The 23,327-nt window shown below is 56.9% G+C and carries 8 protein-coding genes; 1 reads left to right on the plus strand and 7 read right to left on the minus strand.

Features of this window, described 5'->3' with window-relative positions; all coding sequences use genetic code 11:
• Positions 1 to 28: 28 nt before the first annotated feature.
• From RBH33_RS12515 to RBH33_RS12540, 6 genes are read right to left on the minus strand one after another with little or no spacing between them, the layout of a single operon-like run.
• Positions 29 to 547, minus strand: a complete 519-nt coding sequence (locus RBH33_RS12515; RefSeq protein ID WP_306732542.1) for a hypothetical protein — start codon at positions 545 to 547, stop codon at positions 29 to 31.
• Between the two features lie 25 nt (positions 548 to 572).
• Positions 573 to 2,084 (minus strand): secretion/conjugation apparatus DotM-related subunit, encoded by a 1,512-nt coding sequence (locus RBH33_RS12520; protein ID WP_306732543.1) that lies wholly within the window; start codon positions 2,082 to 2,084, stop codon positions 573 to 575.
• The gene (locus RBH33_RS12525; RefSeq protein ID WP_306732544.1) at positions 2,081 to 3,319 is read right to left on the minus strand and encodes a hypothetical protein; all 1,239 of its coding nucleotides are present in this window, start codon (positions 3,317 to 3,319) and stop codon (positions 2,081 to 2,083) included. Before RBH33_RS12525 ends, RBH33_RS12520 begins: the two co-directional genes overlap by 4 nt.
• Before the next feature lie 40 nt (positions 3,320 to 3,359).
• Positions 3,360 to 4,151 (minus strand): hypothetical protein, encoded by a 792-nt coding sequence (locus RBH33_RS12530; protein ID WP_306732545.1) that lies wholly within the window; start codon positions 4,149 to 4,151, stop codon positions 3,360 to 3,362.
• Positions 4,151 to 4,729, minus strand: coding sequence for a hypothetical protein (locus tag RBH33_RS12535; RefSeq protein WP_306732546.1), 579 nt, complete (start codon positions 4,727 to 4,729; stop codon positions 4,151 to 4,153). Before RBH33_RS12535 ends, RBH33_RS12530 begins: the two co-directional genes overlap by 1 nt.
• A gap of 2 nt (positions 4,730 to 4,731) precedes the next feature.
• Entirely contained in the window at positions 4,732 to 6,855 is a 2,124-nt protein-coding gene (locus tag RBH33_RS12540) for a DNA topoisomerase (RefSeq protein WP_306732547.1), read from the minus strand.
• Positions 6,856 to 6,979: 124 nt separating this feature from the next.
• On the opposite strand from RBH33_RS12540, the gene RBH33_RS17770 reads away from it, so the two are divergent.
• Complete coding sequence (locus RBH33_RS17770; RefSeq protein ID WP_373568266.1) at positions 6,980 to 7,384, plus strand: winged helix-turn-helix domain-containing protein; 405 nt, start codon at positions 6,980 to 6,982, stop codon at positions 7,382 to 7,384.
• Here RBH33_RS17770 and RBH33_RS12545 read toward each other — a convergent pair.
• The gene (locus tag RBH33_RS12545; RefSeq protein ID WP_306732548.1) at positions 7,338 to 23,312 is read right to left on the minus strand and encodes an N-6 DNA methylase; all 15,975 of its coding nucleotides are present in this window, start codon (positions 23,310 to 23,312) and stop codon (positions 7,338 to 7,340) included. The two genes, RBH33_RS17770 and RBH33_RS12545, sit on opposite strands and share 47 nt — an antisense overlap.
• Positions 23,313 to 23,327: the final 15 nt, after the last annotated feature.

Here is a 23,327-nt window from a genome sequence, read left to right on the forward strand (position 1 = left end):
TTTCAACCGTTCTAGGATCGGATAGTGATTACCAGGCGAACTCGTACTCGGTACGTTCGGTGGGCTCTGTGGCTTCTTGAGATTGTGGCCCACGCATCGCCTGCAATTGCTGGTTAAGGGCCTTTAAGTCCTCCATGCCCCGACTCTCCGGCGCAATCGCGGCGGCGCTCAAGCCTTCCTGATTAGGCGTAAACGCGCCTTCAAAGGCGGTCGCTCCGAAGCCGCACTGTTGAGCTGCGCCGGGCTGATTTCCGGAAAGCTGCCCCACGCTGGCTAATCCCACAAGCCCCAACAGACCAATCGCCGCGATCAACGCGTAATTGTTGCCACCGGGGCGCCGATTGTCGCCGCCGGTTCGGTGAATCGCTTTGACGACTTCGCGCTGCACTTTGGGGCCAAGCGCGGCGAAGGTGGCATTGTCAGCCATCGTTGCTGGATCGTTAATGACGAACGTCAATGCTGGGTCGTCGTCGATCGATACCCAAAAACTCGTGCCATCGACCCGTGTGGCGATAACTTTGGTGCGAGAGCTAAATGGATTACGCACTGCAGACTCCTTATGTGTGATGCGCTTAGGCCGGTTCGGCTTCTGGCGCGTTTGGTTCGGTTGATGTCTCCACGGTAGAGGTGCTTTTCCACCGTGCTTGCATAAACGTCGGACTTTCAGCGTCCTCGTCGATATCCGTTAACTCAATTGCCAGCCAGCCATCGAATTGGAGCTCATAAATTGTGTTGAGCACGGCGCTTTCGACCTGGGGAGCCAGTATGCGCATACCTCGACCGTAGCGACGTTTCCGTTCGGCCAGGTAGTGGGATTTGATGGCGGCGGCTTCAAAGCGCACACGATCCATACCCACCGAATCCAGCGCTAAAAAAAGCAGGCGATTGGTCACGCGCAACCAGTGAAAATCAGTGCACTTGATGGTGCCGTAGAACTTCTTTGCGGTGACGTACAGATCAAAAAAAGCGGTGTAGTAATAGGCGTGGCTTCGCGAGATGCGCGCGAGCTGACTCCTCACCTTTGGACTCTTTATGGCGAGAGCATAGATTTCGTCCACACCGGTCAGATCGATGGAGTCCTGAAACGCGTTAAACGGGCCTTCCTCAAAGCTCGCCGACAGCTGATCGAGCATGGTCTCTACGCGTTTTCGTAAGTCTTTGTTCTGTGAGATGCACGCCATAAACAACACCCAGAGCGTACGCTCGTAAGGCGGCAGGGGGCGGATATCGATGAACTTCCCGCCGTACTGGCAGCGTGGCCCCAATGTGGCGGTGTAGTGCTCTTTGAGCCGATCAACGTCAAAGTGCAATAAGCCGTGGTACAGATCAATATTATCGTAGAGCGTTTTCAGCGGGTCGCTTTCAGGTTGTGCGTTAGCCGTGGGCCAGAGCAATTCGGCGTATTCGCGCGCGGACACGCCCTGGATAACCTTTGTGTACTCGGTCGGATCTTTAAGTCCGGCCATCGCTATGTCTTGCAGCTTATCCCCGAAAACCTCGCGTAGCTCTCCCTCCGGGATGTTCTCTGGATCTTCTAAGCGCATGAACCCGCGTTGAATGGCCATCTCTATGGGGTTCTGAGCCGAAGCCCAGTTGCCGAACCGGGGGTCTTTATGCAGCAGATTCTGATTGGTTGCAGGACGGATTCTCGGGAAGAATTTGCGTTGCACCTCAATGAGTTGATCAACGCCCATTTGCCGAACAAACATGAGTTTGTCGTGCCGTGATATGAGATAAATCCCGAACGGAATAAAGATCACCGCCAGGTGCATCGCCACGTTACGCATCGCGATTTGCGCAAACACAGGCAAAAACTCATCGTCGTAGTTGGTCCCAATGTACTCGTTGTACAAGTTCGGCAGATTCCAAAGCACCGTCTTGTAGGTCTCAGTCATTACTGGGGAGAAGGGCAGTTGGATGTACCGTAGGTAGTAGGCGGTCCATAAGAAAATATCTTTGACCGTTGAATCGTAGTTGCTCCAAAACCAACGGAAGCCAAAATACGCGCCCGCGAGCAGCACGAGCAGAATGATGAGCATACCGATCGGGTCGAAATTCTTTTCTCTGAGGTCGGAATCGCTCACCGTTGCACCTCAGCGTTGAACGGTTCGTTTTCAGCCGCGTGAAGCTGAGGATAAAAATGGATCACTGAACCCAGCAATGCCAAAGGCCCCATGCTGGCCATCGCGGTCAGTAGCGCCATGACACCGCCATTGCTGGCCACCCATAAGGCTGCGCCGAAGAGTATCAGCGCGCACAAGCGGACAGCGCCAATGGGCAAGGGGTTGAGAGGTTGATTATCCGGCGGAGCCGGCAGGCGGCACGATCCTGCGAGAAATACGTTTAGAAACCCCGCCTCGCTTTTTGTCCTCGCCGTTTCCAGTCCACTAATGGTAGAGGTGCTGCGTAGAATATTCACGCCGAAGGCGACCATGTAGATGAATAGGGCGATACGCGAAACGGCGGCAAAACCCATCGTGAAATTGTTATCCCCAAGCCAGACCAAGAGCGCATCCCCCACGGCGGCAACCAGCAATGTTGCCGCCACAAAGCCCATGATCCGCAGTACGTGATTATTGGCCGTGACATACCCTTCGACCAAGGGTTGGGCGCCCTTGGCCAATACGGCGTTGATGTCCTTTTGTGCCCGAAGGCCACTGACCACCAAAATGGCCACTAGGAAAAAATAGGTCAGAGCGACAATCGCCGGAAAGTTGACTCCGCTGTGCAGCCCTTGCCACTGACGAATGCCAGCTACGTTACTGGGAGTGAGGAACAGGCATAGCGCGAAGGTGGCGGATATGAAAAACATATTGCGCCAGGTGGTGAAGCGAAAGAGCAGCACCGCGAGGGCGTTGTCATCGATCTGCAGTTTATCCTGCTCTGGCTGAAACAGCTTTTGCTCTGCCGTGTAGCCGGGCTCTTGCTCCAAGCCGCGTCGGCGCAGCTCCATTAAGTTCGCGATGTGCCGGCGAAGTTTGAGCCCCAGCATGATCGTCATAACGATGAGGATGACACCCACGAAAGAGAGCGTTGAGCGTTCGGCGTTCTCGTCACTCAACCATACAAACGCCCACGCGCACGCGGCAAGCCCCATGACACTGGCTACGATTGCAGCAATGTTATTGACGCGTGCCTCCCCTAGGTTTTCCACGGGAGTCTCTGGGGTGAGCGCGTGTGCGCTAACTTGTCGTTGGTAGACGCCTCGCAGGACACCGTACGGTGTCAACCAGGTTCCCAGAGCACGGCCTGTGGCGCGTACGAAGCGAAAGCGCTTGGGCTTTTGATCGCTGCTTTGGGATGTTTTCGGGTTACTCACCAATATTCTCCTTCTTAGCCCAGGTCGGGCCTGACATCTCTTAGCGCGAAATTCCTGACTGCAACGTCTGCTGTTGCTCAGGCTCGATCAATTGTTTCAACAGTTCCGCCTGTTCCTGGAAGCGGGTCTGCACTCCGGTTAGCGGAATGCCGTCCGGGTAGAGGCGGGCCGAGCTTGGGGAATCCTCCAGCATGCCTTGCCATTGTCGGGCTTCAGCGTAGTAGGCACCGATAAAGAGCTTGCGGTGTACATTGAGCTGGTTCTGATAGGCGGGGCCGGTTTCATCGTGTGGGGCAATCTTCTTGGCCATTTGATAGGCGTGCGGATCAATTTGCGTGTGGGCCCAGCTGGCCACATCGGCCGGCGCGCGCAGGAAGCTGAAGGTATTGCTTAGATTGATCAGCTCCGCATGGTGGTTCGCCAGAGTCATCCCCATACTCGTGCTGGCCGTGGTCGGATAGCTGATAATTCTAACCATGGCGGGCAATTGTTTCAGAGTTTGCGCGTAGTCATCCAACCACTGGCCATTGAGTGTGCCGTGTTCGCGCACCTCGCGCGTGACAGGGCGGATAAGTGCCTGCATCGCGGTATTGTGCAAACGCTGATCGTCCGGATCACAGTCGAGCTTGACCAACAATTGTTTGGCAAGATCGCGATAAGTATCGCCGAGCTGAGCAAGGTCGCCACCTTGTTCCCGACACTCACTCAACGCCCCAATGAGGGCGCCTTGCCATTTGGCGTTGGCGAGCTTGACCAGGGGCGCGTTGTGGTTAGCCACATCGGCCCCGACGGCGAATTGGTCCAGCAAATCGGGCAGATCGGACTCTTCCATTAGGCTGCTACCGATATGTGGCCAATATCGATAATGATCTCAGCGGGCATAACCGAGCCAGTAGGATCTGTCTTGCGCATCCTCTCGATGGCCTCCTTTGCCGCACCGATCAGTAGCAAGGTGTATTCAGTAGGCTGACATCCGGCATCATTGAGCGTGATATAAAAGGGCAGCAAAGTGGTCCCGGCCTCATCCGCACTTTCATCAGTGGGCTTTAAACTCAGCAGGGGGGTTTGATTGATGATCCGTCCGTATTCTTCGGCAGCGGCCACAAACAGGGGGAATAAATGCGTCGGCTGTACGGCTTCCTCGACCGGGATTGGGTGCCCGTGGAAGGAGATCGTGGTGATTTTTTCAGCTTTTAGCATTTCACGTAATTGGGATGCCTGCACGCACACCAGCTTCCACACGGGAATTGATACCGAGTAGTCACAGTGCTTCCATACGCCTTCACGAGCCGCGCGATCACACGCCGCCCCGCACCGGGGGCACATCGGGGGCTCGTATAAGGTTTTAAGGTGCCGTGTATCCATTTGGTCAACAAGCTCCCTCGCCTGTTGCTGTATATCCATAGCCATTGTTAGTCCTCATTGTGTTTACACTCGCGGTTAGAGCAGCCTAAAAAGCGGGCGCGGTCTTTGCGACGCATTTTTGTGCGCAAAGCGCTTTCGCATTTGGGGCAGGGTTCGCCATCCTTGGGGTGAAGCTCCAGCGGTTTGCCGCCCAGATCGGGGGTGGTGGTGCGGCATTCCTCATTACTGCATTGCCAGTAAAACTGTGTCGGCTCGCCCCGCCTTGGGCGGCGAATCATTGCGCTGCTACAGCGCTCGCAGGCGTTAATAGTTGGAGACGGGGGGAAGCTCAAAGCCTTAACCTGTTCAACTTGGGTGCGCACCCAGTCAGCGACGGCACCAACGAACTCTTGACGTGTTTTTTGTCCTTTACGGATCGCCCGGAAATGCATCTCCCAGAGGCTGCTCAGATCCGGAGAGGAAAGCGTGTCTGGCAACAGCCGCGCCAACTCGATCCCCCGACGGGTGGGGACAACGTACTTTTTGTCCTCTACGACCGCCACGCGTTGAGCAACCAATTCCTTCAGATAGGTTTTCTGCGTTGCGCCGGTGCCTAGCTGGCCCCGGGCCGAGCCCATACGCTGACGTACCGGTTCGGACAGCAGGTGTGTGCAGTCCTCCAGCATGGCCTGAAAAGCGCTAACGGTCAGACGCGAAGGCGCTTTGGTTTTTCGCTCCTGCAACTGCAGTTCCCGAAGTGGGCATTGATCGCCCTGATTCAAAGCCGGCAGGTGGGTTTTTTCTTTATCCTCCGTGGGGACAAGTGATGTCCACCCGGGCTGAACGATGCCGCTGCTCTCGGCCATGAAGCGGTGATTGCCGATCAGCAAAATAACTTTATCGTTACTGGTGATATGGTTGGGGTAGAACTGCGCCAGAAGCCGGTTCGCTACCGCCAGGTAGACGGCCTTTTGGTGGGCGCTTAGCGCCGATATATTGGGGGCTGTCGGCGACGGGAATATCGCGCCGTGGGCATCGACGCCCTCATCCACGAACACCGGCTGGGGGTGCTCGATGTTGGCCAGGCTCACGGCCTGAGTGAACTCAGGGGATAAACCGGCGAGCATCTGAAAGATACTGGGCACTTTGAGCAACACAGAGGTTTCGTAGGCTTTGCTCTCTACCCTAGGGTAGGACAGATACCCTTGCTCGTAGAGCTTCTGGGCGGCAGCTTCTGTCTCATCCGGCATCATAGAATGGTGCTGCGCGCAGTACTGCGAGAGTGTATTTTGATTGAAAGGCAGCGGCGGCTTGTGTTCTTGTTGCGAGCGGGTGACTGACTCGACGATCCCGTGCGTCTCCTGGCTCAAGGAAGCCTGAATACGCCGGATCGGCTCGGGATCAAAGCAATGCTCCCCATCTTCGAGCAAAGACGAGGGCAGAATAAGCCTGGCCTGAAAGGATTCGGATTCGCGCTGCAGATTGGCGCGCAGATTGTAGTAGGCGCGGGCGCTGTGGGCGTCTACCTTCGCCTGGTGGTCAACCACGTACTTAGTACATGGGGAGCGAACTCGGCCCGAATTGGCCATAAAGCTGTATCCCGCTTGCTCCGCTTTCAGCGTCAGCAAACGAGTAAAATTAATGCCGATCATCTGGTCACAAATAATACGGCTGAGCCCGGCCTCATACATTCCCCGAAACTCTCGGTTATCGCGCAGCTTACCCAGTGCTTCTCGAAGCCCCTGAACCTCCCACAAATCGCTCCAAAGGCGCTTGACGGGGCCAGTCCAGCCGGTCTGCTCCAAAAACACTTGGCCGATCACCTGACCTTCTTGGTCGGCGTCGGTGGCAAGAATCACCTCGTCAGCCTGTGCGTAGAGCCCCTGAATATGCTCGATTTGCTCTTCTATTTCGTGTTTTGGGGGGAAATTGGGAGAATCATCGACTTTCCACACTGGCTCAGTGTGTAAGATGGGGAGTGTACTCATGCTCCAGCGCTTGAGCGCCGGGTCGTAATCGTGCGGCTCGTACAACCGATGGAAGTACCCACTAAGCCACGTCACGCACCAACCGTTACCGGCCTTATGACCGCCAAACTTGGTTCCGTTTGATGACCGAACATGTCGGCACTCGCCAAGCGCGTCAATTAATTGTCGCGCCGCGCTTGGTTTTTCCGTTATATACAGGCGCATTTTTGGGCATCCATAACCAATGCCATTGTGGGTGGCATTTTTTTTTATGATTGTATAAGATGGCGTCAAATTAATCAACCAGCTTTACCACAAAAGGTAAAGCTGAATGCGTGAATGCTTCCATATGGATATTTTGGGGTACTGCAGCACTACCAATCGGGTGGTGCTCCCTGTATTTTCAAAGACGGATATCAAAACCGTCCGACAGCTGTTAAACCCCAATCGTCTCGCCATGCTTGCTCTAATACACCAGAGGCGATCGCTCACCGTCGCCGAGCTTATGGACGCGTTCGGGCTCAGCCAAAAGCCTACAGAGACTGGTCTGGATACACTGGAAACCTTGGGGCTTGTCAGCGTGTCGAAGGAATCAAACCCCGGACACGGGCTCCGTAGAGTGATCACGTCTTTACTGCCTCCCGATAGAGAGTTCATCGATATACGCCTGGCTCTTGGGTCGCCCCAAGAGCCGCTAGGCGAGTCTCCTACACCAACGTCAGATTCGGTCCCTGATCCTCTTTCTCCTGATTAGGCTCATCTTCATGCTCAGCCGCCAACGCTTCCTGGATCTGCTCATAGTTGAGCGCACCCATGGACTCCTCTTGTGAGACATCTTCACCGTTGAGCTTTTTCAGCAAAATCTCGAACGGGTGCATCCATCCTTCCTGCTTAACCTCTGGCTTGTTCTCTGATTCCCATTTAGAAAACTCCGTGTTCAGCTCTTTCTGCCGTACGAGCAGTTTGTCCAATTCCTCCTGGTGTGGGTAAGGCGCCTCCGACAACTGTTTGAGGTGATCGATTTGTTGGTTCACGCTATCAATGCGCTCCTGGAACAGATCGGCCGAGGCGCAGCGTTCCTTGATTTTCTCCACCAAATTCTTGGGGAACCCAGATAGGCTTTCGGTGACCCTGACTGCTATGTTTTTGTCTTTACCGGGAGTCTCCGCCACAAGGAAGGCCCCATAGTCTTTGTCAGTGATTAACTTGATCGGCAAGCCGTGAAAATCCCCCAGTTCCTTCTCGTTCTGATACGCGCTCATTCTGTTCCAAGCCCTATGTGTTTCGGCCCCTACGTGAGCGTACTTGGTCAGCGTTTCGCCGTTGATGGTCATTTCGAACTCCTCCGGTACATCGCCGACGGTGGCTTTCAGAATTTCGACGCCCTCCAACTGTTCGTGCAGATACACCATTTCACTGTGTTCCAGATGCGCCAGCTTGGACCGGGCGTTGAAGGTCGAATGTTCGTGGCCGCGTCGCTTGCGTTGCAGCTCCTCGACACGCGTATCGGTTTCGATTTTCTCCTTAATGATCGGATTGTTCGTGGTCAACGCCATCAGCTCTTCGTAGGACGGGTCACAGTCGTCATCGAAGCTGCGTAGCATGTTCTCAAAGTCACACTCCATGACCTGGCGTACCATTTTCTCTTTACGATCGAGCATCTGCAGCGAAACTAAGTCACCAGATCCACGGGTCACCGGGAAGTGGAGATTGACCTCATCGTGGGTATTGCCCTGGCGAACTGCCCGTTTGTTGCGCTGCTCCATGTCGGTCGAGCGCATCGGCAGAGAGACGTGGTATAGATCCTTGAGGCGAGTTTGGACATTCGTCCCCACACCCATTTTCTCTGTAGAGGCTAACGTAAGGCGTACCTTGCCACTGCGCATACGCTCAAACAGTTGCTCTTTATCCTCGTCAGTCTTTGCATCGTGAATAAACGCAATTTCCTTGGCGGGAACACCCTTGGCTACGAGTTTGTTCTTGATATCCTTATAAAGGTGAAGGTTCTCCACCGTTTTGAACTTTGGACGACCGTCGGGGGTGGTCCCTGTTTTCACTTTTGTGCTTTGTCGTAGGAAGTCCAAAAAGACAAGTTGTGTATCGAGGTTATCGCTTCCGTCTTTCCAGCGCTGATAAAAGGTCTCCACAAGTTCGTTAATCTTGGACTTGGGGTGATCGTCGAGCTTGTGGTGGATCAGGCGCATATCCACGCCACTTTTGCGAAGGTCTGTGTAAATATTCAGCATGTTGTCTTCGGTAGGTTTGACAACCTTGTTCTTAATCCCTCTGGCTCGGTGGCCAAGCCAATCCATGAAGAGCTGCTGCTGTGGTGTTAGCTCGGTAACGTGTGTTACCCGGTTTTCGTTGGGGCGCTTTATATTGAGCTGATCGCCCATTTTGATGTCAGCGACCTGGGTGAAAAGCCGCATAAGCTCCGGAATATTTCGGAACCCACTTAGCCGCTCTTTGGTTTGGTAGCTGCTACCGTCGGCCGTAAGCTCAAGGTGAGTTTGAATGTGCCCGTAGTTGGCAATGAACTGGTCAAGATTGTGGATACCAGCTCGCTCCAGTAGCTCGGGAGCCAGGTAGCGCATCATCACCATGATTTCACCCACGGTGTTGCTAAGGGGGGTGCCGGTGGCGAGCAACACCCCTTTGCCGTCGCCACGAGTCTCGCGGATCCAGTCGAATTTCATCAGCGAGTCACGGGAACGTACCGCATCGCGGGAATTGATGCCGGGCAGTCCACGGTTCTTGGTAGGAAGATCCATGTTCTTGAGGTAATGACCCTCGTCGTAACCGACAAAATCAACACCTAATTCGGTGAAATCCACATCATCGCTGCCCGCTTCAATCTTCGCATTGATCTCCTTTAACTTCTCGTTGAGGGTTTTCTTCTTGCGTTCCAGCTCCTTGGTGGTAATGCGATCATCGGATTCAATCAGCATGGTTTCCAGCTCGTCCAACTGACGGTCGATGTCGCGCTGGACGTACTCCGGCGGCATCGACATGCGTTGGTACTGACTATGAGTACAGATCACCAGATCCCAGTCGTTGAGGCGGCATTTTTGTGCAAACAGCGCCCGCCCTTGTTTGGTTAGATCATCGGGCGTCACCGTCAGAATCCGGGCGTTGGGATACAGATCCAGAGCCTCTTTGGTGTACTGCACCAGCATGTGGTTAGGAACGGCGATCATGGGTTTTTTTGCCAGGCCCAACTGCTTGTGTTTGATCGCAATGGCGGTGGTGGAAATTGTCTTACCACCACCGGCCTCATGCGCAAGCAACGTACCGTAGGGAGAGGTCAGCGCCCGCTCAATCACCCCCAACTGGTGACTATCAAACGCAAACGGACGGCCTTTTAGCTCCTCGGTCACACCGGGGAAGGTCAGGTAACGACCGTCGGGTTCGGGTCGAACGAACCGATTCAGTCGGTAGTTGTAGGCATCCTGAATCTTGCGGGCACGGGTGTTGTCTTCCAGTACCCAGGAACGGAAACGCTCTTCGAGCTCGACCTGCTTGTCACAGGCTTGTTGGGTACGCTCCTGTGATACGACACGGTTGCCATCGATATCCTCGACGTACACCCGGGGGCGGGTCTGGGTCAATGAGTGCAGCAGCAGCTTGTGGAACGGTACATCTTCAGTGCCGTGCTCAATGGTAAATTCAGTGGAGCGATCTCGGCGCAGCGCATCGGTCGCTTTCACTTGCCATTCTTTGAGCAGATCGTTGAAGTTAACCGTCAATCGTTCGTTGTGAGGGTATGCCTTGGCATTGACCAAGGTGCGGGCAAAGTCCTGCACCAAATCTTCTGGTAGCCATGTAGCCCCCAGTTTTACATGGATGTCCGTGACCGGAATGGTTTTCGGCTGCGCGGCTTTTAGTGCTTCGATGTTCCGCTCAAGCGCGGGATTGTCGATCAGCGCTCGCTCGGCCACTTCACGCTTGTGTATCACGTCCCCGGACAGATAAACCGATGGGGTGGTGTACTTGCCGCTTTCTGGGTCGAGGAATATTGCCTCGCCCAGCTCAGCTTCGACTTCGTCCCAAGGACGACTCAGTGCTTGCTCAACAAATTCCGGATCAACATGCCCGTACGTGCTCATTGACGCGTACAGCGCATCTTCGGGAGTGAGGATGGCGGCGGTGATCTCAGGACGAATAACGCGATGCTTGAGAATATCCGCCTTCTCGGCCTGGTCGAGTTCCTTGTCGTAGTTCTCCAATGCGGCGACAAAGTACGCATCCGGATCGGCCTGTAGTAGGCGCAGAGTGACTTTACGGTTCACCGGCCCGTGCGCCTGGACGAAGCGGTCGTAGCTCTCATTGACCTGCTCGCGCAGTCGCACCAGTTCATCATCCGGAACGCGCCCTTCGGGTGCCGATTCCGCCTCGACCAGTGACTTCGCCAGATCACGAAGACCGATGTAGTCCTTGGCGATGACCGCTTGCTTCGAGTTGAGCTTAACGGCCTCGCTGAAGTACTTCGCTTGCGAGCCATCGTATTGGATCAGCCGTACCTCATCACTGTCATCGAGATACCAGCTGCCGATACGGTGTTGTTCCATCAGCTCTTCGCCGACTTCCTCAGCGGTGTCGGTGGCAATGCCCGCATCGACCCGGGCGGTGAGGCTGCGTTGTGGGTTAAATACGCCTTCGGGTAGATTCGAGAGCTGGTCGCTCAGCGCCCGTGATAAATCGCCGTTGTAGCTGCAGCTCAAACTAGGCCCGAAACGCCCGGAGACCGCCTTGAGTTCACCGATCACATTTTGTGGGTTATCCACAAAGTATTGGTTTACGGGTAGCTCAACGGTCTCATCCTTCAGGGTGAATTCGCGACTGGTGGTGTTGACCCAGTTTTTCGCCTGGGGCCGCTCCTGGGGCAGGCGCTTGCGAAAGAACAGGATGTCGGTCATCACCTCAGTGCCGGCTTCGTTAAAAGCACTGGTGGGCAAGCGCACCGCATGAACCAGGTCGGCGTGGGAGGCCACATATGCCCGCATCTCGTCGTTGGCTTTATCCATGGTGCCGCTGCTGGTTACGAAGGCGACGATGCCACCGGGGCGGGTGGCTTTTATGGATTCGCGCAAAAACAGATCATGGATGACCTCGCGCTTGCCCGAGGCGGGGTTGTACGTGCGCACATCGGAGTAGGGCGGGTTACCTATGAACACATCCTTGCTGTTGGCCGGGAACTGTACATCCTGGAACGGTTTGTTGATGATTTGCGCTTCGGGATAAAGGTGCTGGGCGATTTCGGCGGTAACCGGATCGATCTCGATGGCCTGTATCCGCGCGCCGTTGCGCACAAAATCCGGCGCATCGCCCAGAAAGTGCCCGGTACCGGCGGCCGGCTCAACCAGATCGAGACGCTTGAGCTGGTCATTCACCCCCAACCGCTCAAGGCCTTGCCACATAAACTGACGAATGTCGGCGGGCGTGTAAAACGCGGTCAAAACGGTCGATTGCAGTGAATTACGCTCAGAGTCGAGAAAACGCTTCATGCACCCGGCAATGCGATCGTTCAAAGATTCGTAGCGATTGTTCCAGCGGCCGACAAATACACCATCATTTTTTCCGTTGAACTGCTTCGCCCCAAGGCCCACAAAACGGGCCAATGCTTGGCGTTCTTCGGGGGTCGGGGAGCGTTTGTGCTCTCGCAGTGTTAACAGCGTATCCAGGGCGGCGAGTGTGTACTCGCCCCGGGCGTTATCGTCTAATTGACCGTCTGGCTGGGATCCTCGGAAATCAAACAGTTCACGAGGCTCGGCGTCTCGGAGAGTTCGGCCATCGTCTCGTTGCGCGCTTCGCGGCACAGTGTCTGCAGCTGCTGGTGATCCATGATCGTCAACGGTGCGCTCTTGCTGTCCCGAAACCGGGCGTCCGCTCGGTCGGCTGCCTGCTCGATCAGCTCCTCGGCCTTGACCAGCCACATCTGCAGGAACATCGGCTCCTGCGCCTGAGTCCATTCGGGGTTGGCGTTGACCAGCACCTGCAGCATTTCCAGCTGCTGGAATCCCTGCGGTTCGATCGGCAGGTCGATCATTCGTTTGTGCATTGCTTGTCTCCTTGGGCGTATCGGTCGCCGCTTGGTTAACAGTGTTGTTCTCTTGGGCAGGGGCTTGGGGGGCGGCCTCTGCATCGCCACGGTGTTCTACGGCCTGTTCACGTTGCGCATTGGCTTGTGCAAACAGTTTATCTAGTCGCTCCGGCTCCAGGATCGGTGTCAGGGTACCGGTACGAGCTTGAGACAGCGAAGAGCTGCTGGTGACAATCAACGCGGCGTCCGGACCTAATGCCTCTGGATATGCACGCGTTACGAAATGATTATCATTCCCATTGGTTCCCACTCGCAGTATATACCCATTTTCCTGAGTCTGCACGGCCTCTTGGCTGGTTACTTGCCCAGCCAGAGCAGCACCCAAACGCAGCACAGGATTTTCCCGGAAAACCCAGATGGCTTTTCCGCGCTCGGGGCTGTAGTACTTACCGCCGAGGTTGTACAGGGTGTGGCGACGCGCGAAGGTGTCGCCGGAAATCACCCACATATTCGGGTCGCTGCGTTGCTCGATGTTCATGCCAGCGGCGAGCACCATGGCACAGGCTTTTTCTCCACTGATGGTGGAAATGGTCGGTGCCAGAGCCGGCGCAATCACTTTGCCTTTGGTGGCCGGTAGCAGCTCGGCATTGAGCTTATCGGTGATCTCGGCGGCGGTGATTTGCGCGGGAAGGGCGGAGAGGAACGCCTCGCGTCGGAAATTAGGGCCGGCAAACTTCACCTGTGCATCGACCGTCGTGCCATCGACGCCGCGGTAGAACTCTACGCGAACCGAAACATCGTCTTCGGCCAGTATCACCCAGGCATGGGCCTGCTCAGTCTGTATGTACCCGGCGGTGTGCAGCTCCTGAATCTGCCAGGGCTCAAGGTTGGCATTGGCCACCTGAGTGTTGTACTGCGGCTCGTCGAGTGTTTCGGTTTGGATGCGGTATTCGAGCGCGTTTTGCTCCACGAATTTTTCCAGCGAGTCTAGGTCGCTAAAGATCAGCTCCCGGTCTACTTCCAAACCGCCGCTCAGGCGCGCCGCGTTTACCAGCACTTGGGCGAGGTTCGCATCCAGATCGCCGGTATCGATCAGGTAAATCGGTTCAGAGCCGCTGTTGCGGTAGCGCTCGATTACCTGAAGCTCGCCAATGTTCTCGGGCAGGGCCAGGTCCGCGCGTGGCGCAATGCCTTTGGCCGTCACTTCGTGAGTGCTGTCCATGGACGTCGCTTCGAGCCATTGCTGGCGAAGCTGCTGGCTGTCCAGTGAACCGTCTTGCTCCTCTACGATGCGCTGCTCGTTGTACGCCCGGCGCACCAGCTGGTATTGGCTCACCGACTGGGCAATGTGTTGGGGCGCCAGCTCAAGGGTTGCTGCGGGGTGGTTTCTGAGAAAGGCGTGTATTTCTACCGCGTAACAACCTTCCCGTTGGACCTCCAGGCCGTCGCGCATCCCCACCAATTCCTGGATAGCAGGATCCTGAAAATCGCCCTGGCGGATCTGTTCATTCAACTGCTCAATGCGCTCGGTCAACTCAGCGGCGAGCTTCGACGCCTTAGACTGATCGATGTCGGGCATCTCGTGGTCGGCGGTCGCGGCAATGGGCACCTGGTTGTACAACGCTTCGGCGCACGCATCCAGCATCGATGGAGCTAGATCATTGATGGTGGTAAGAAAGGCCCCTGCGGCCTTTTCGGGGCCGGTGTACAGCTCGTTCTCGGCCGAAGTCGGCAGACTGATCCGCTTACCGTCGGGCAGGGCGATATCGGCACCGAAGACGTAGTGCCCGCTGGCCAGCTGCGCCAGCTCGATCTGGGTAGAGTCGTTGCGCTCGCTCGCGGGAATTAAGGTGATGGTGCGACGACTGAGGATATCGCTGTCACTGGGGGTGGCGCCCTGCTCGGTCACCAGTTGTTCATAATGGCGTATCAGGGCAACACCGCCTTTGCGGGCGATCGCGCGCAACTGATCGTCCAGCAGCTGCGCCTGGTACTGACCGTCATTCTCCTCAATGTGTTTCTCCAGGTAGGTCAACACACTGATTGCATCGCACATGCCGGGCGCCTGATTGTGGCGGTAGGCGTGCTTGGCGTGATCTTCATAGCGCTTGGCCACACCGGCCAGGGCTTGCTCGTAACTGGCAAAGCCAGAACCTTCGATGATGACACCCTTATGGTCACCCGCGACGGTACTGGTAGCCAGTACCGCGTCCCACAGACCGTCCTCACCCCGCTTGGCGCCGACAAAATGCGCCCCAAAGGTGGTGACGCTCGGGATAGGTGTCGGATCCATGTTGGCACTGACCACCGCCTGGAACAGCTCATCGTGGATGCGCTGCGCCTGCACCGCCTCGGGATATTGCGCTTGTATTTGTTGCCCGTCGGTGGTGGTTTCAATCGTGCGCCGTTGCTTGCTACGAACGCTGTAACGGTCATCGGCGACGGCGCGCAGTAAAGTGCGGGCATCATCGGTCAGTGAGAGCACATCCCAGCCCGGGGCATCTGTGTCGATAGTGGCTATGGGTGTGGGTCCGTTCACCACCGTGGCGATACCTGGATCAATCCGCAGCTCAAGTGCCGGCAGGCTGGAAAACTTAGGCGCTAATTCGAACTGTGCTGAATGTCGAGCCTCGATGCTCTCAGTGATTTCGAGCGCTTCAATCGCCTCGCGGACCAACGACAAATCGTTGTCTTCAGCCTCGCTTGCCGTAACTGGTGATTCTTCCTCTGGTTGTTCGGCCGCTTCAATTTCGGCTCGATAGAAGGGCTTCCCTAGTTGCTGGTAGGCGCCACGAAGGCGATTGACGGCCAGGACAAACATCGGGTCAAGCCCTTCAACGTCAACGCCACGACCCAAGTGATCGGAAAAGCCGTTGCCGTTTTCGCTGGGATCTTGCGGATCGAGCGTCAGGGGTGTTTCGCGCCCCTCCAGATACACAAAGCCCATGTCGTGCAATCGGTGCAGGTCTTTGAATACATCGGGTGCTAACAGTGGGTATACGCGGTTTTTTAGCTCAAGAGACTCAGGGATTTGCGCCGCCTGGATCTCTGCCTGGGCTTGCTGGGTGAGGTCATAACTGATGCTTATGTGGCCGCTGTACAAACGGTTGTGAATATCCACCATGATATCGGATTTATCGGAGTTGTAAGCGTTCGTGTAGCGCTTTACAGCTTCCACCAGGGCCATGGCCTCGTGAGTGTATCGGCTCGGCTGATTGAAATGATCGTGTGGATTTTCGGCAATGTACGCCACGTAGTCGGGGTTGATGATCGGAAAACCCTCGGGCACGGCGGTAATTTGCGGGCTCAGGTTGTTCGCTTTGCTGACGCTGACTTTCAGACCTTTGGGCAGCACCCCGGCATTGATCGCCTCTTTGAGGTCTGTGCGTACCCGCTTGGCGCACTCGGTAAGAGAATAGGTGTCCCCCTCGGCCAATGAATCACGTTTAGCGCCAAATTCTGGGGCTTTGTTGATGTCGATTGAGGCAACTTGGTAGCGCATGAGCAGCGCAGCCGTATCCCGGGCCAGAGTCTCGGCGCTGGGCAGGGTGGCGTACTCTTGTAGCTCATTAACGTCGTAATCGCGATGTCCGGACGTGTAGCTGAAATAAACGGAGTACCCCTCGCGATCTTCGTTGCGCGTTGGAAAGCCCACTGTGACGTGGCCCGCTCCCCAAGGGATTCGGTGACTGCTGCGTCCGGTTTCTATGCTGGTCTGCACCACCAAGTCGTCGGATACGCCGGGCAGTGCTCGAAGCGCATCGGGCATATCCTGCCCGACGGCGACTTCCTCAGTGGCCATGTACGCCCGACGTGCATCCAGGGATATGGCTTCGGAGACACGCTCGTTGAAGAGGTAGGCCGCCTCGACCGACATGCCGTGGCGTTCAGCGGCCGCCTGCGCGGCATCCTCCGACGAATAGTGCGAGCGGTACGTGGTCTTGTCTTCATCATCTATCGGCACGGCATCGACATCGAACTGCGCTTGAGCCAAACGGGCGCGTAGCTCTCTCACTTCTTTTTCGGCAATTGTGCGCGGGATTGGCGAATTATCGTCGCGAGTGGTCTCGATGAATTCAGACAGCTCCCGAATACGATCGGGCAGCTCTACCAGTGCCCGATGCTTGGCGTACTTCTGCTCGAAGTGTTCTGAAAATACCTCGCGGGCCTCTTCATCTTGACTATCGACCACTTCCAGCATCGCCTCAATTTCGGTCTCATCCCCGTACGCTTTGGCAATCATGAGTGAGCGGTACGGCTGCGGCATTTTTTTCAGTCGCTCGTACAGCCACGACGGCGCCAGGGCTTGGGCCTGTTCGCGAGTGATGTGTTTCACATCGCTGCTGGTCAGCCCGGGAAGCTCGCTGATGGACTTAACCGTGGCCACCTCAACGATCGCCTCCACCGCGGAGGAGACTTTTTCGTGCATCTCGTCGAGTCGGTTGCGAAAGTACTCGAACACCTGGGGCTTTGGCTGATAGCCGGCCGCCCGCATGTGCCCGGCCATGGTGTGTTCAACTTTGTTCAGCTCTTGCTGCAACCGACGGAAGGTAAAGTCCTTGCTTAAATCCTCCTGCGGATGCTCGGCGGCGTAGTCCTTCACGGCAACGTAAGCCTGAAGGTGCATTTTCGCGAATTCTCTGTCGTAGCCGATTTGCTGCAATATGTTGGAGGCCTGCTCGCGCACCTCGTCGCTGATCGGTTCGGCTTCGGGTTCCTCGCTTGCGAACAACGGCACGATGTTATCGCCTGCCTGAGAGGCGTCGTTGACAAGTTCGCTCGCCAACATGAAGTGCTCGTCTCGCTCTTGCGGTGGCAGTGCCTGGGCGTTTGCCCCGAGTACGGCCGTCTCTTCGCGCAGATTCCCGGATGAATCCAGGCTGTAGCGCAACCCGTCCTTATCGGCGTAGATGCTTACCCCGTCGGTGTTTTTACCCAACGGGCTCACAGCCTTACCGCGCAAGGTGCGCATGCGCTCTTGGTGCTCGCGCGGCGCTTCACCGGCCGCGTCATTGACCAGCTCAGCGGGGGCTTGATCGCCTGCTATGACGCGCAACGCCGGCGCGTCACGCTCGGACTCTTGGGGCTCCTCACTGGGGGTGACGGGCTCTACAGTGGCCACCGGTTCGATGGTTGGCTCAGACTGCTCGGTCTGAAGCGCCAGGGAGAGTTCGCGCTCCAGCTGCTCGGCATTGGTAACAGTGACTTTCTCGGCAAGCTCCAAACCCGAGATGTCGGTGTCTATTCTTATAATGTCGCTTCCATCATTAAGAGCACCGTATTCGAGCCGAACTGTACCAAGTACAGAGCTGAACTCCAGCTTCTTGATTACCTTGCCGCTAGGAAGTCTGGCGCCTTCGCTCAGCTCAAAGGGCGTGCGGATTCGCTCGTCCAGTTGCAACTGAGCGTTTTCCATTTTTTCTTTGAGCCACCAGCGAACCGAGTTTTCCTCTTTGGCATTGAACCGGTAGCCCGCGTATTTTTTCACATAACGTCCGCCGCGCGCTTCCAGCTCCTCTCTGATACCGGGCTGTACCAGCGCGCTACCGGAGACGATAAATTGTTTCTCGTTCGCGCCGGGCTCAATGACTAACGTATTGCCAGCAGTGGCCGGTTGTTCGTTCTGGGGCTCAGCGGCCGGCTCGGCGGCCGGAGCGCTGAACAGATCGTCCATCGGCGGCAGTGGGGCGGGCGCGACGTTGGACGGCTCAGCCTCGGAGACGGTCGTCTCGTTTTCTTCACCGACCAGCTCAGCTACCGGTTCGGGTTCCTCGGAAGGCGCGGGTACCAGACCCTCTTGCACCCGACGATTGAATTGCTCGCGTGTAATCAGCTCCTGGCGCTGATCATCGAAACCAAACAAGAGATAGCCCGGATCGGAACGACGCGGGCGACCGCTCGGTTCAACTTCGGTCACACTGATCGGCTTGCCGTTTTCTCTTCGCACCCCCACATAAAAGCTGTCGCCCGTCATACGGAAGAACGTCAGCTGTTTTCCTTGCATAGCGTCGGTTTGCGCCAGCGCGAGACTTTCTTTTAGCGTGCCAAGTTGCGCGGGCGTAAGATCGATTTCACGACCATTGATACCGTCAACCATCACGGGCAATTCATCGGATTCCGGCTCGTCGGTGTTCTCGGCCGCCGGTACCGAAGCGGGAGCTTCGCCCGCTTGGGCGTCCTCGGTTTGCGCTTCGTCGTGGTTGCTCGGCGCTTTTTCGTCAACGCCGGGCATATCCGCCAAGCGTTTCGCCGCCAGGGGGAACAGCTCTTTGTACGGCTCGAACACGCTGGGGTCGCGCTGCTCAAAGGCGGCAACCATGGCCTCTTCGGCCTCAAAAATACTCTGGCGTAGGGCGCGCAACGTGCGCTCTACGGGGCGTGTGTCTTCGCCCGCTTTCTTTAAACGCTGGAAGCGCCGCTTGGTGCTTTCCAGATCCAGTGCGCCTAGCTCCTGTAGCCTGATGCCGCCCAGCGCTTGTTCCTGCTCAGCGTATTGTTGCTGTTGTTGTGCCAGTTCGTCGGTGCGCTGAGCAATGTTTTCTTGCTGTTGCGCTTGGTGCGCTTGAACAAGTTCGTGTTCAAGCTGCGGAGCTTCTTGCATCGCCTCAATCAGCGAACGGATGTCCTCACGCTCAACCTTTACCTCTGGGGGTCCGTGACGATCCGTTACACCAGGATATCCTGACACCACCAGACCCTCTGGCGTTGTCCAGACATCGTACAGGTGAGCCTTTGCTTGCGAGTCTCTGACGAGCAAAACACCGGTATTGTGCTGGCGCACCAGCCACTGGCTACCCCTTTTAACCAGGTGGCTGTAGCGTTCTGGCTCAGTGGCCAGCACTTGAGCTGCTTCCTTCCGGGACTTGCAGTTAACGTCCCCCGGAAGCTCAGCGGGGCTGTTGATATCAAACCCTGGGTGAATCCGTGGACGAACCACGGCACCCTCATCGGTTTCCAGCGCTTGATGGGAGTCCTGCAGCGCGTTGTTTTCAATGTGGTTTCTTGCCGAGCGGATGCTGCCAAAGGGAATGAAGCCGTCGGTCTCGCGCTCGTTAAGGCTTGTGGCCTCCGCCTTAGCCTCAGCCACAGCATCGGCGTCATCGCTCACAGGCTGGCTGCGCAGCCGCTCGACGATTTCCCGGCGCGCTTGCAGGGCATGCTCGCCCATTTGCTCCGGGCTCAGCTCAGCGAAGCGTTCTTCAAATCGTGTACGGATTTTACCTGGCAGATCGCCACGATCGATCATCTCAAACGGATCAATGCCCGAGATTAAGGTGCTCTCGAAAACTTCAATGGTATCGAGCCATTGGTTCTTACGAGCGTGGTACGCATCGAGCGTGCCCTGATCGGCGTTTGTCGGCTTCACCAGGCTGTCCAATGAAGCCTGGGCGAGATCGATCGCCTCCGTGGCTAAGGCGAACACCGGCACCTGTTCGTTCGCCTGGGCAATCAGGCGGTTTTCAGTCGCGCTAACGGAGGCTTCCGGCGGATTGGTCGATTCGGCTTGTTCGGCCTGTTCTGTTTCCGCTTCGGTTTCAGTTTCAACGACGGTTTCGGCCGCCGGTGCGTTGCGAAAGTGGGGTAGGTATTGCCACATTTCAGAAGCGCTTTCTACCGCCTCGGAACGAGAGTGACCACCACCGCGGGGATCGCCCCCTTTGGTGACCGTTGCCCCTTCGCTGCGAGTCTTAATCACCCAGCCGAAGGAGGAGGGGCGCACATACACTTCCTCGCCATACACGTCGATGATATCGCCGCGCAGAAGCGCTTCTTGTGCCGGCTCAATGCCGTCGAAGTGCTCAATGCTGTACGACTCTGGGTTTTTGGGCCAGGTGCTGTCGAAAACGGCGTTCTCCTCACCCTCAAGCGCGGTATCAGCCTGGGCTTGCTCCATCGCAGCGGCGGTATCGCGAATACTTTCGGCCAGCTCGTCAACGGTGAGCTCCAAGTCATCGAAAAAAGTGGTCTCGCCCACAACCCATTCGACACCGGTGAGCAGCTTGTCAGTGCCGGCGGATCCTGTTTGGGTGTTGACGGTAATGGCTATGCCCTGGCCATCGGTGGCTTCGTTGATATTGCTGTAGCCGGCTTTGCCCAGCAGCTGGATAACATCGTCAATGCGCCCGGCGTAGGCCTCATCGATCACCTGGCGAAGCGCCAAAGGCAGATCGTCGCGCTCGCGGTATTGTTGGATAAGCGTCGGGGTTGGGTCGGTCGGGTGTGCCCGGTGAGTCAGAATGCCCGTGATGATCGAGCTGCGCTGGAACCGTTGCGCGTGCCCGACAAGGTTTGTGCCGCCGCGCGTGTAGTAGACATCCAGGCCCTTGCCGCCGGCGGAAGTCTCCAAGCTGATACCAGCCTCGTCATAGGCCGCGCTTTGGCTAAGCTCAATCAGCGCGTCTTCACCGAGAACACTTTCGGTGGCCGGTGCGCTGATGGCGTCGGGTTTATCTTCGGTCGCCTCCAGAGCCGCCCGGTTGGCCTGATCGGCCGAGAGCGTATCCAGCTCCAAAGACACGTCCTCATCCAGCACCGTGTCCATGACTTCTGTCAGTACGGGATCCTCCAGCACCACCAGATCCGGAATACGCCCATTGAGAAGTGCATCGGGGGATTCGCCCATCTCGCGCAAGGCGGTACTGAGGTGACGAATCTCCTGCAGAGCCTGAATCATCTGGCCCCGGTGCTCGCTCAGGTACGCGGCGCGATCTTCGGGGGTTTTTACAATGGCGGTCTCGGCGTGTAAGCGCACGGTCTGCAGGTGGCGTTCGATATCCTGGGTCGCGCTTTCGGCTGTCAGGCTCGCCGTAGGTGCGCTAGTCGTTTCGCCTTCGGCAAAATCGGCGCCCGCTTGGTAAAGCCAGCCAGAGACTTCGGATTTTTTAAGCTGTGTTACCGGCTCGGTGCGATCGCGAATGTCGATGATATCGAAACGACGCGAGTTCACTCGGCCCGTCGCTGGCACGGCAACGAAAGGCTCCTCGCCAATACGCATGACCTGAACGCCTTCGAAGTCTTGCCAGGTGGGCTGGCGAGCTTCTATGGCTTCGAGACGCTGCTCAGAATCTTTGTGCCACTCTTCGCGCTGTTGGCGCTCTCGCTCTTCGCGCTGGTTGGCGCCTTGCGCCATCCTACGAACACGCTCCGGATCCAGCGCGGGATCAGTTACAGCTGGTGTGGTTTCGGGTGCTTCGGCGGGAATTTCGGAGCTGCTGGGCTCAGAAGCGAAGGCTTCATCCAGAGCCGCGTTAATCTCTTCTTCGTTCGGCGCTTGGAAAGGCTGGTTGTGCGGCAGAGACAAAGCGGCAACGGCTTGCTCCAGCGAGTTAAACCAGACGTTGCCGTTTTCACTGACCGCTTCACCGGTTTGATCAAACACCAGGCGAATGGTCCCCTCGCGTTGACCTTGGCCGTACTCGATCGTGTAACCATCGGGGACACGGTTTTGGTTCACCAGGGCGACCTGGCGCTGAATCTGAACCTCTGTACGGGGCAGGGCGCGCACGTAAAGCGCCACCGAATCGCTGGAGACGTACGTCGAGGCGGGCAGCTCGGCGCTCAGAGGCTCTTCCCGGTAGTACGCCACGGCCGTAAAGCCTCGGTTCTCAGCGCTAACCATTAACCCAGGCAGCTCGGACAGCACGGACGCATTGATTCGCGCGTTGGGCGAGGAGGCCGGGTTGTTCTCGGACTCGGGTAGGGTGATCCAACCGCTACGAGGCAGATCGATCAACAAGGCGTTGGTTTCATCACCGCCCATAATCTCCGTTAAATGGCGCACGGACAGACCGGTATCGTACGGCGCATCCGCCAGCGCCAGCGTGCTGGTGGTTGGGAACTGCGCGCTCAGCAGTTGCCCTTCAAGCGCTTCGGCATCGTTGATCGAGCGCTGGGCAAGCGCGGTACCCAATCGATGATCGGGAACGAAAACAGCGGGCTTATTGCCATTGACCGCCGCGCCATAAAAACCCTCGACGGCCTGCAGTTCGGCCGAAACAATATCCGAGAGCCGAAACAGCTCCGGCGCTTGGCTGGAGGTCTGCAGATCCGGCAGCAGCTCGACGCTGGGCGCGCCGTGGAAAATCACCCGCTCGACATCGCTTAAAAGACGCTGGCGGCGCTGCACAATGAACGCCTGATCGCGGTACGCGCCGCGGTAGTGAATTTGCCCGTTCGGTTGTTTGGCGGCCTGCGCGTTGTTGTCCAGGTAGTCCCACAGACTGACCGCCACGGCCGAGGGCATGGGGCCGGCGTAGCGATTCAATCCCTCAGTCTCGGTAGCCTGTTGGTTGTTCAGCAGATACTCCATGCCGGGGTTGCGCTCCGCCGGCGCGACAATCGGTTGGGGGTTTAAGAACTGCTCGGTCATATCGATCTGCGCGAAATCCACTTGGCGCATCTGCAACCCGGGAAACACTTGGGATTGGAGCTGGCGCATATTCAGGTTTGAGGCCTGAATAACAAAACTGCCGTCGCGGGTCAGTGTGAATCCAATCGCCTGCAGCGACGCTTCATAGGAGGGCTCGACACCCTTGATGACGACCAGGCGGCCCGCTTGGGGGTGGTTGACCGAAAACGCGCGAACATTTTCCTGTGTGCGTGCGTTGTGGGCGGTGAAATCAATCCAGGGCAGTGTTGCCATTGTGTTGCTCTCCAA

Origin of the sequence: Marinimicrobium hydrolyticum, assembly GCF_030848505.1 — a bacterium.
Classification (GTDB): Bacteria; Pseudomonadota; Gammaproteobacteria; order Pseudomonadales; family Cellvibrionaceae; genus JAVDDU01.

Bases quoted from the DNA above. Each gene is read 5' to 3' on its own strand.
- RBH33_RS12530 (WP_306732545.1), bottom strand. From the start codon at position 4,151: ATGGAAGAGTCCGATCTGCCCGATTTGCTGGACCAATTCGCCGTCGGG.
- RBH33_RS12535 (WP_306732546.1), bottom strand. From the start codon at position 4,729: ATGGCTATGGATATACAGCAACAGGCGAGGGAGCTTGTTGACCAAATG.
- RBH33_RS12540 (WP_306732547.1), bottom strand. From the start codon at position 6,855: ATGCGCCTGTATATAACGGAAAAACCAAGCGCGGCGCGACAATTAATT.
- RBH33_RS17770 (WP_373568266.1), top strand. From the start codon at position 6,980: ATGGATATTTTGGGGTACTGCAGCACTACCAATCGGGTGGTGCTCCCT.
- RBH33_RS12545 (WP_306732548.1), bottom strand. From the start codon at position 23,312: ATGGCAACACTGCCCTGGATTGATTTCACCGCCCACAACGCACGCACA.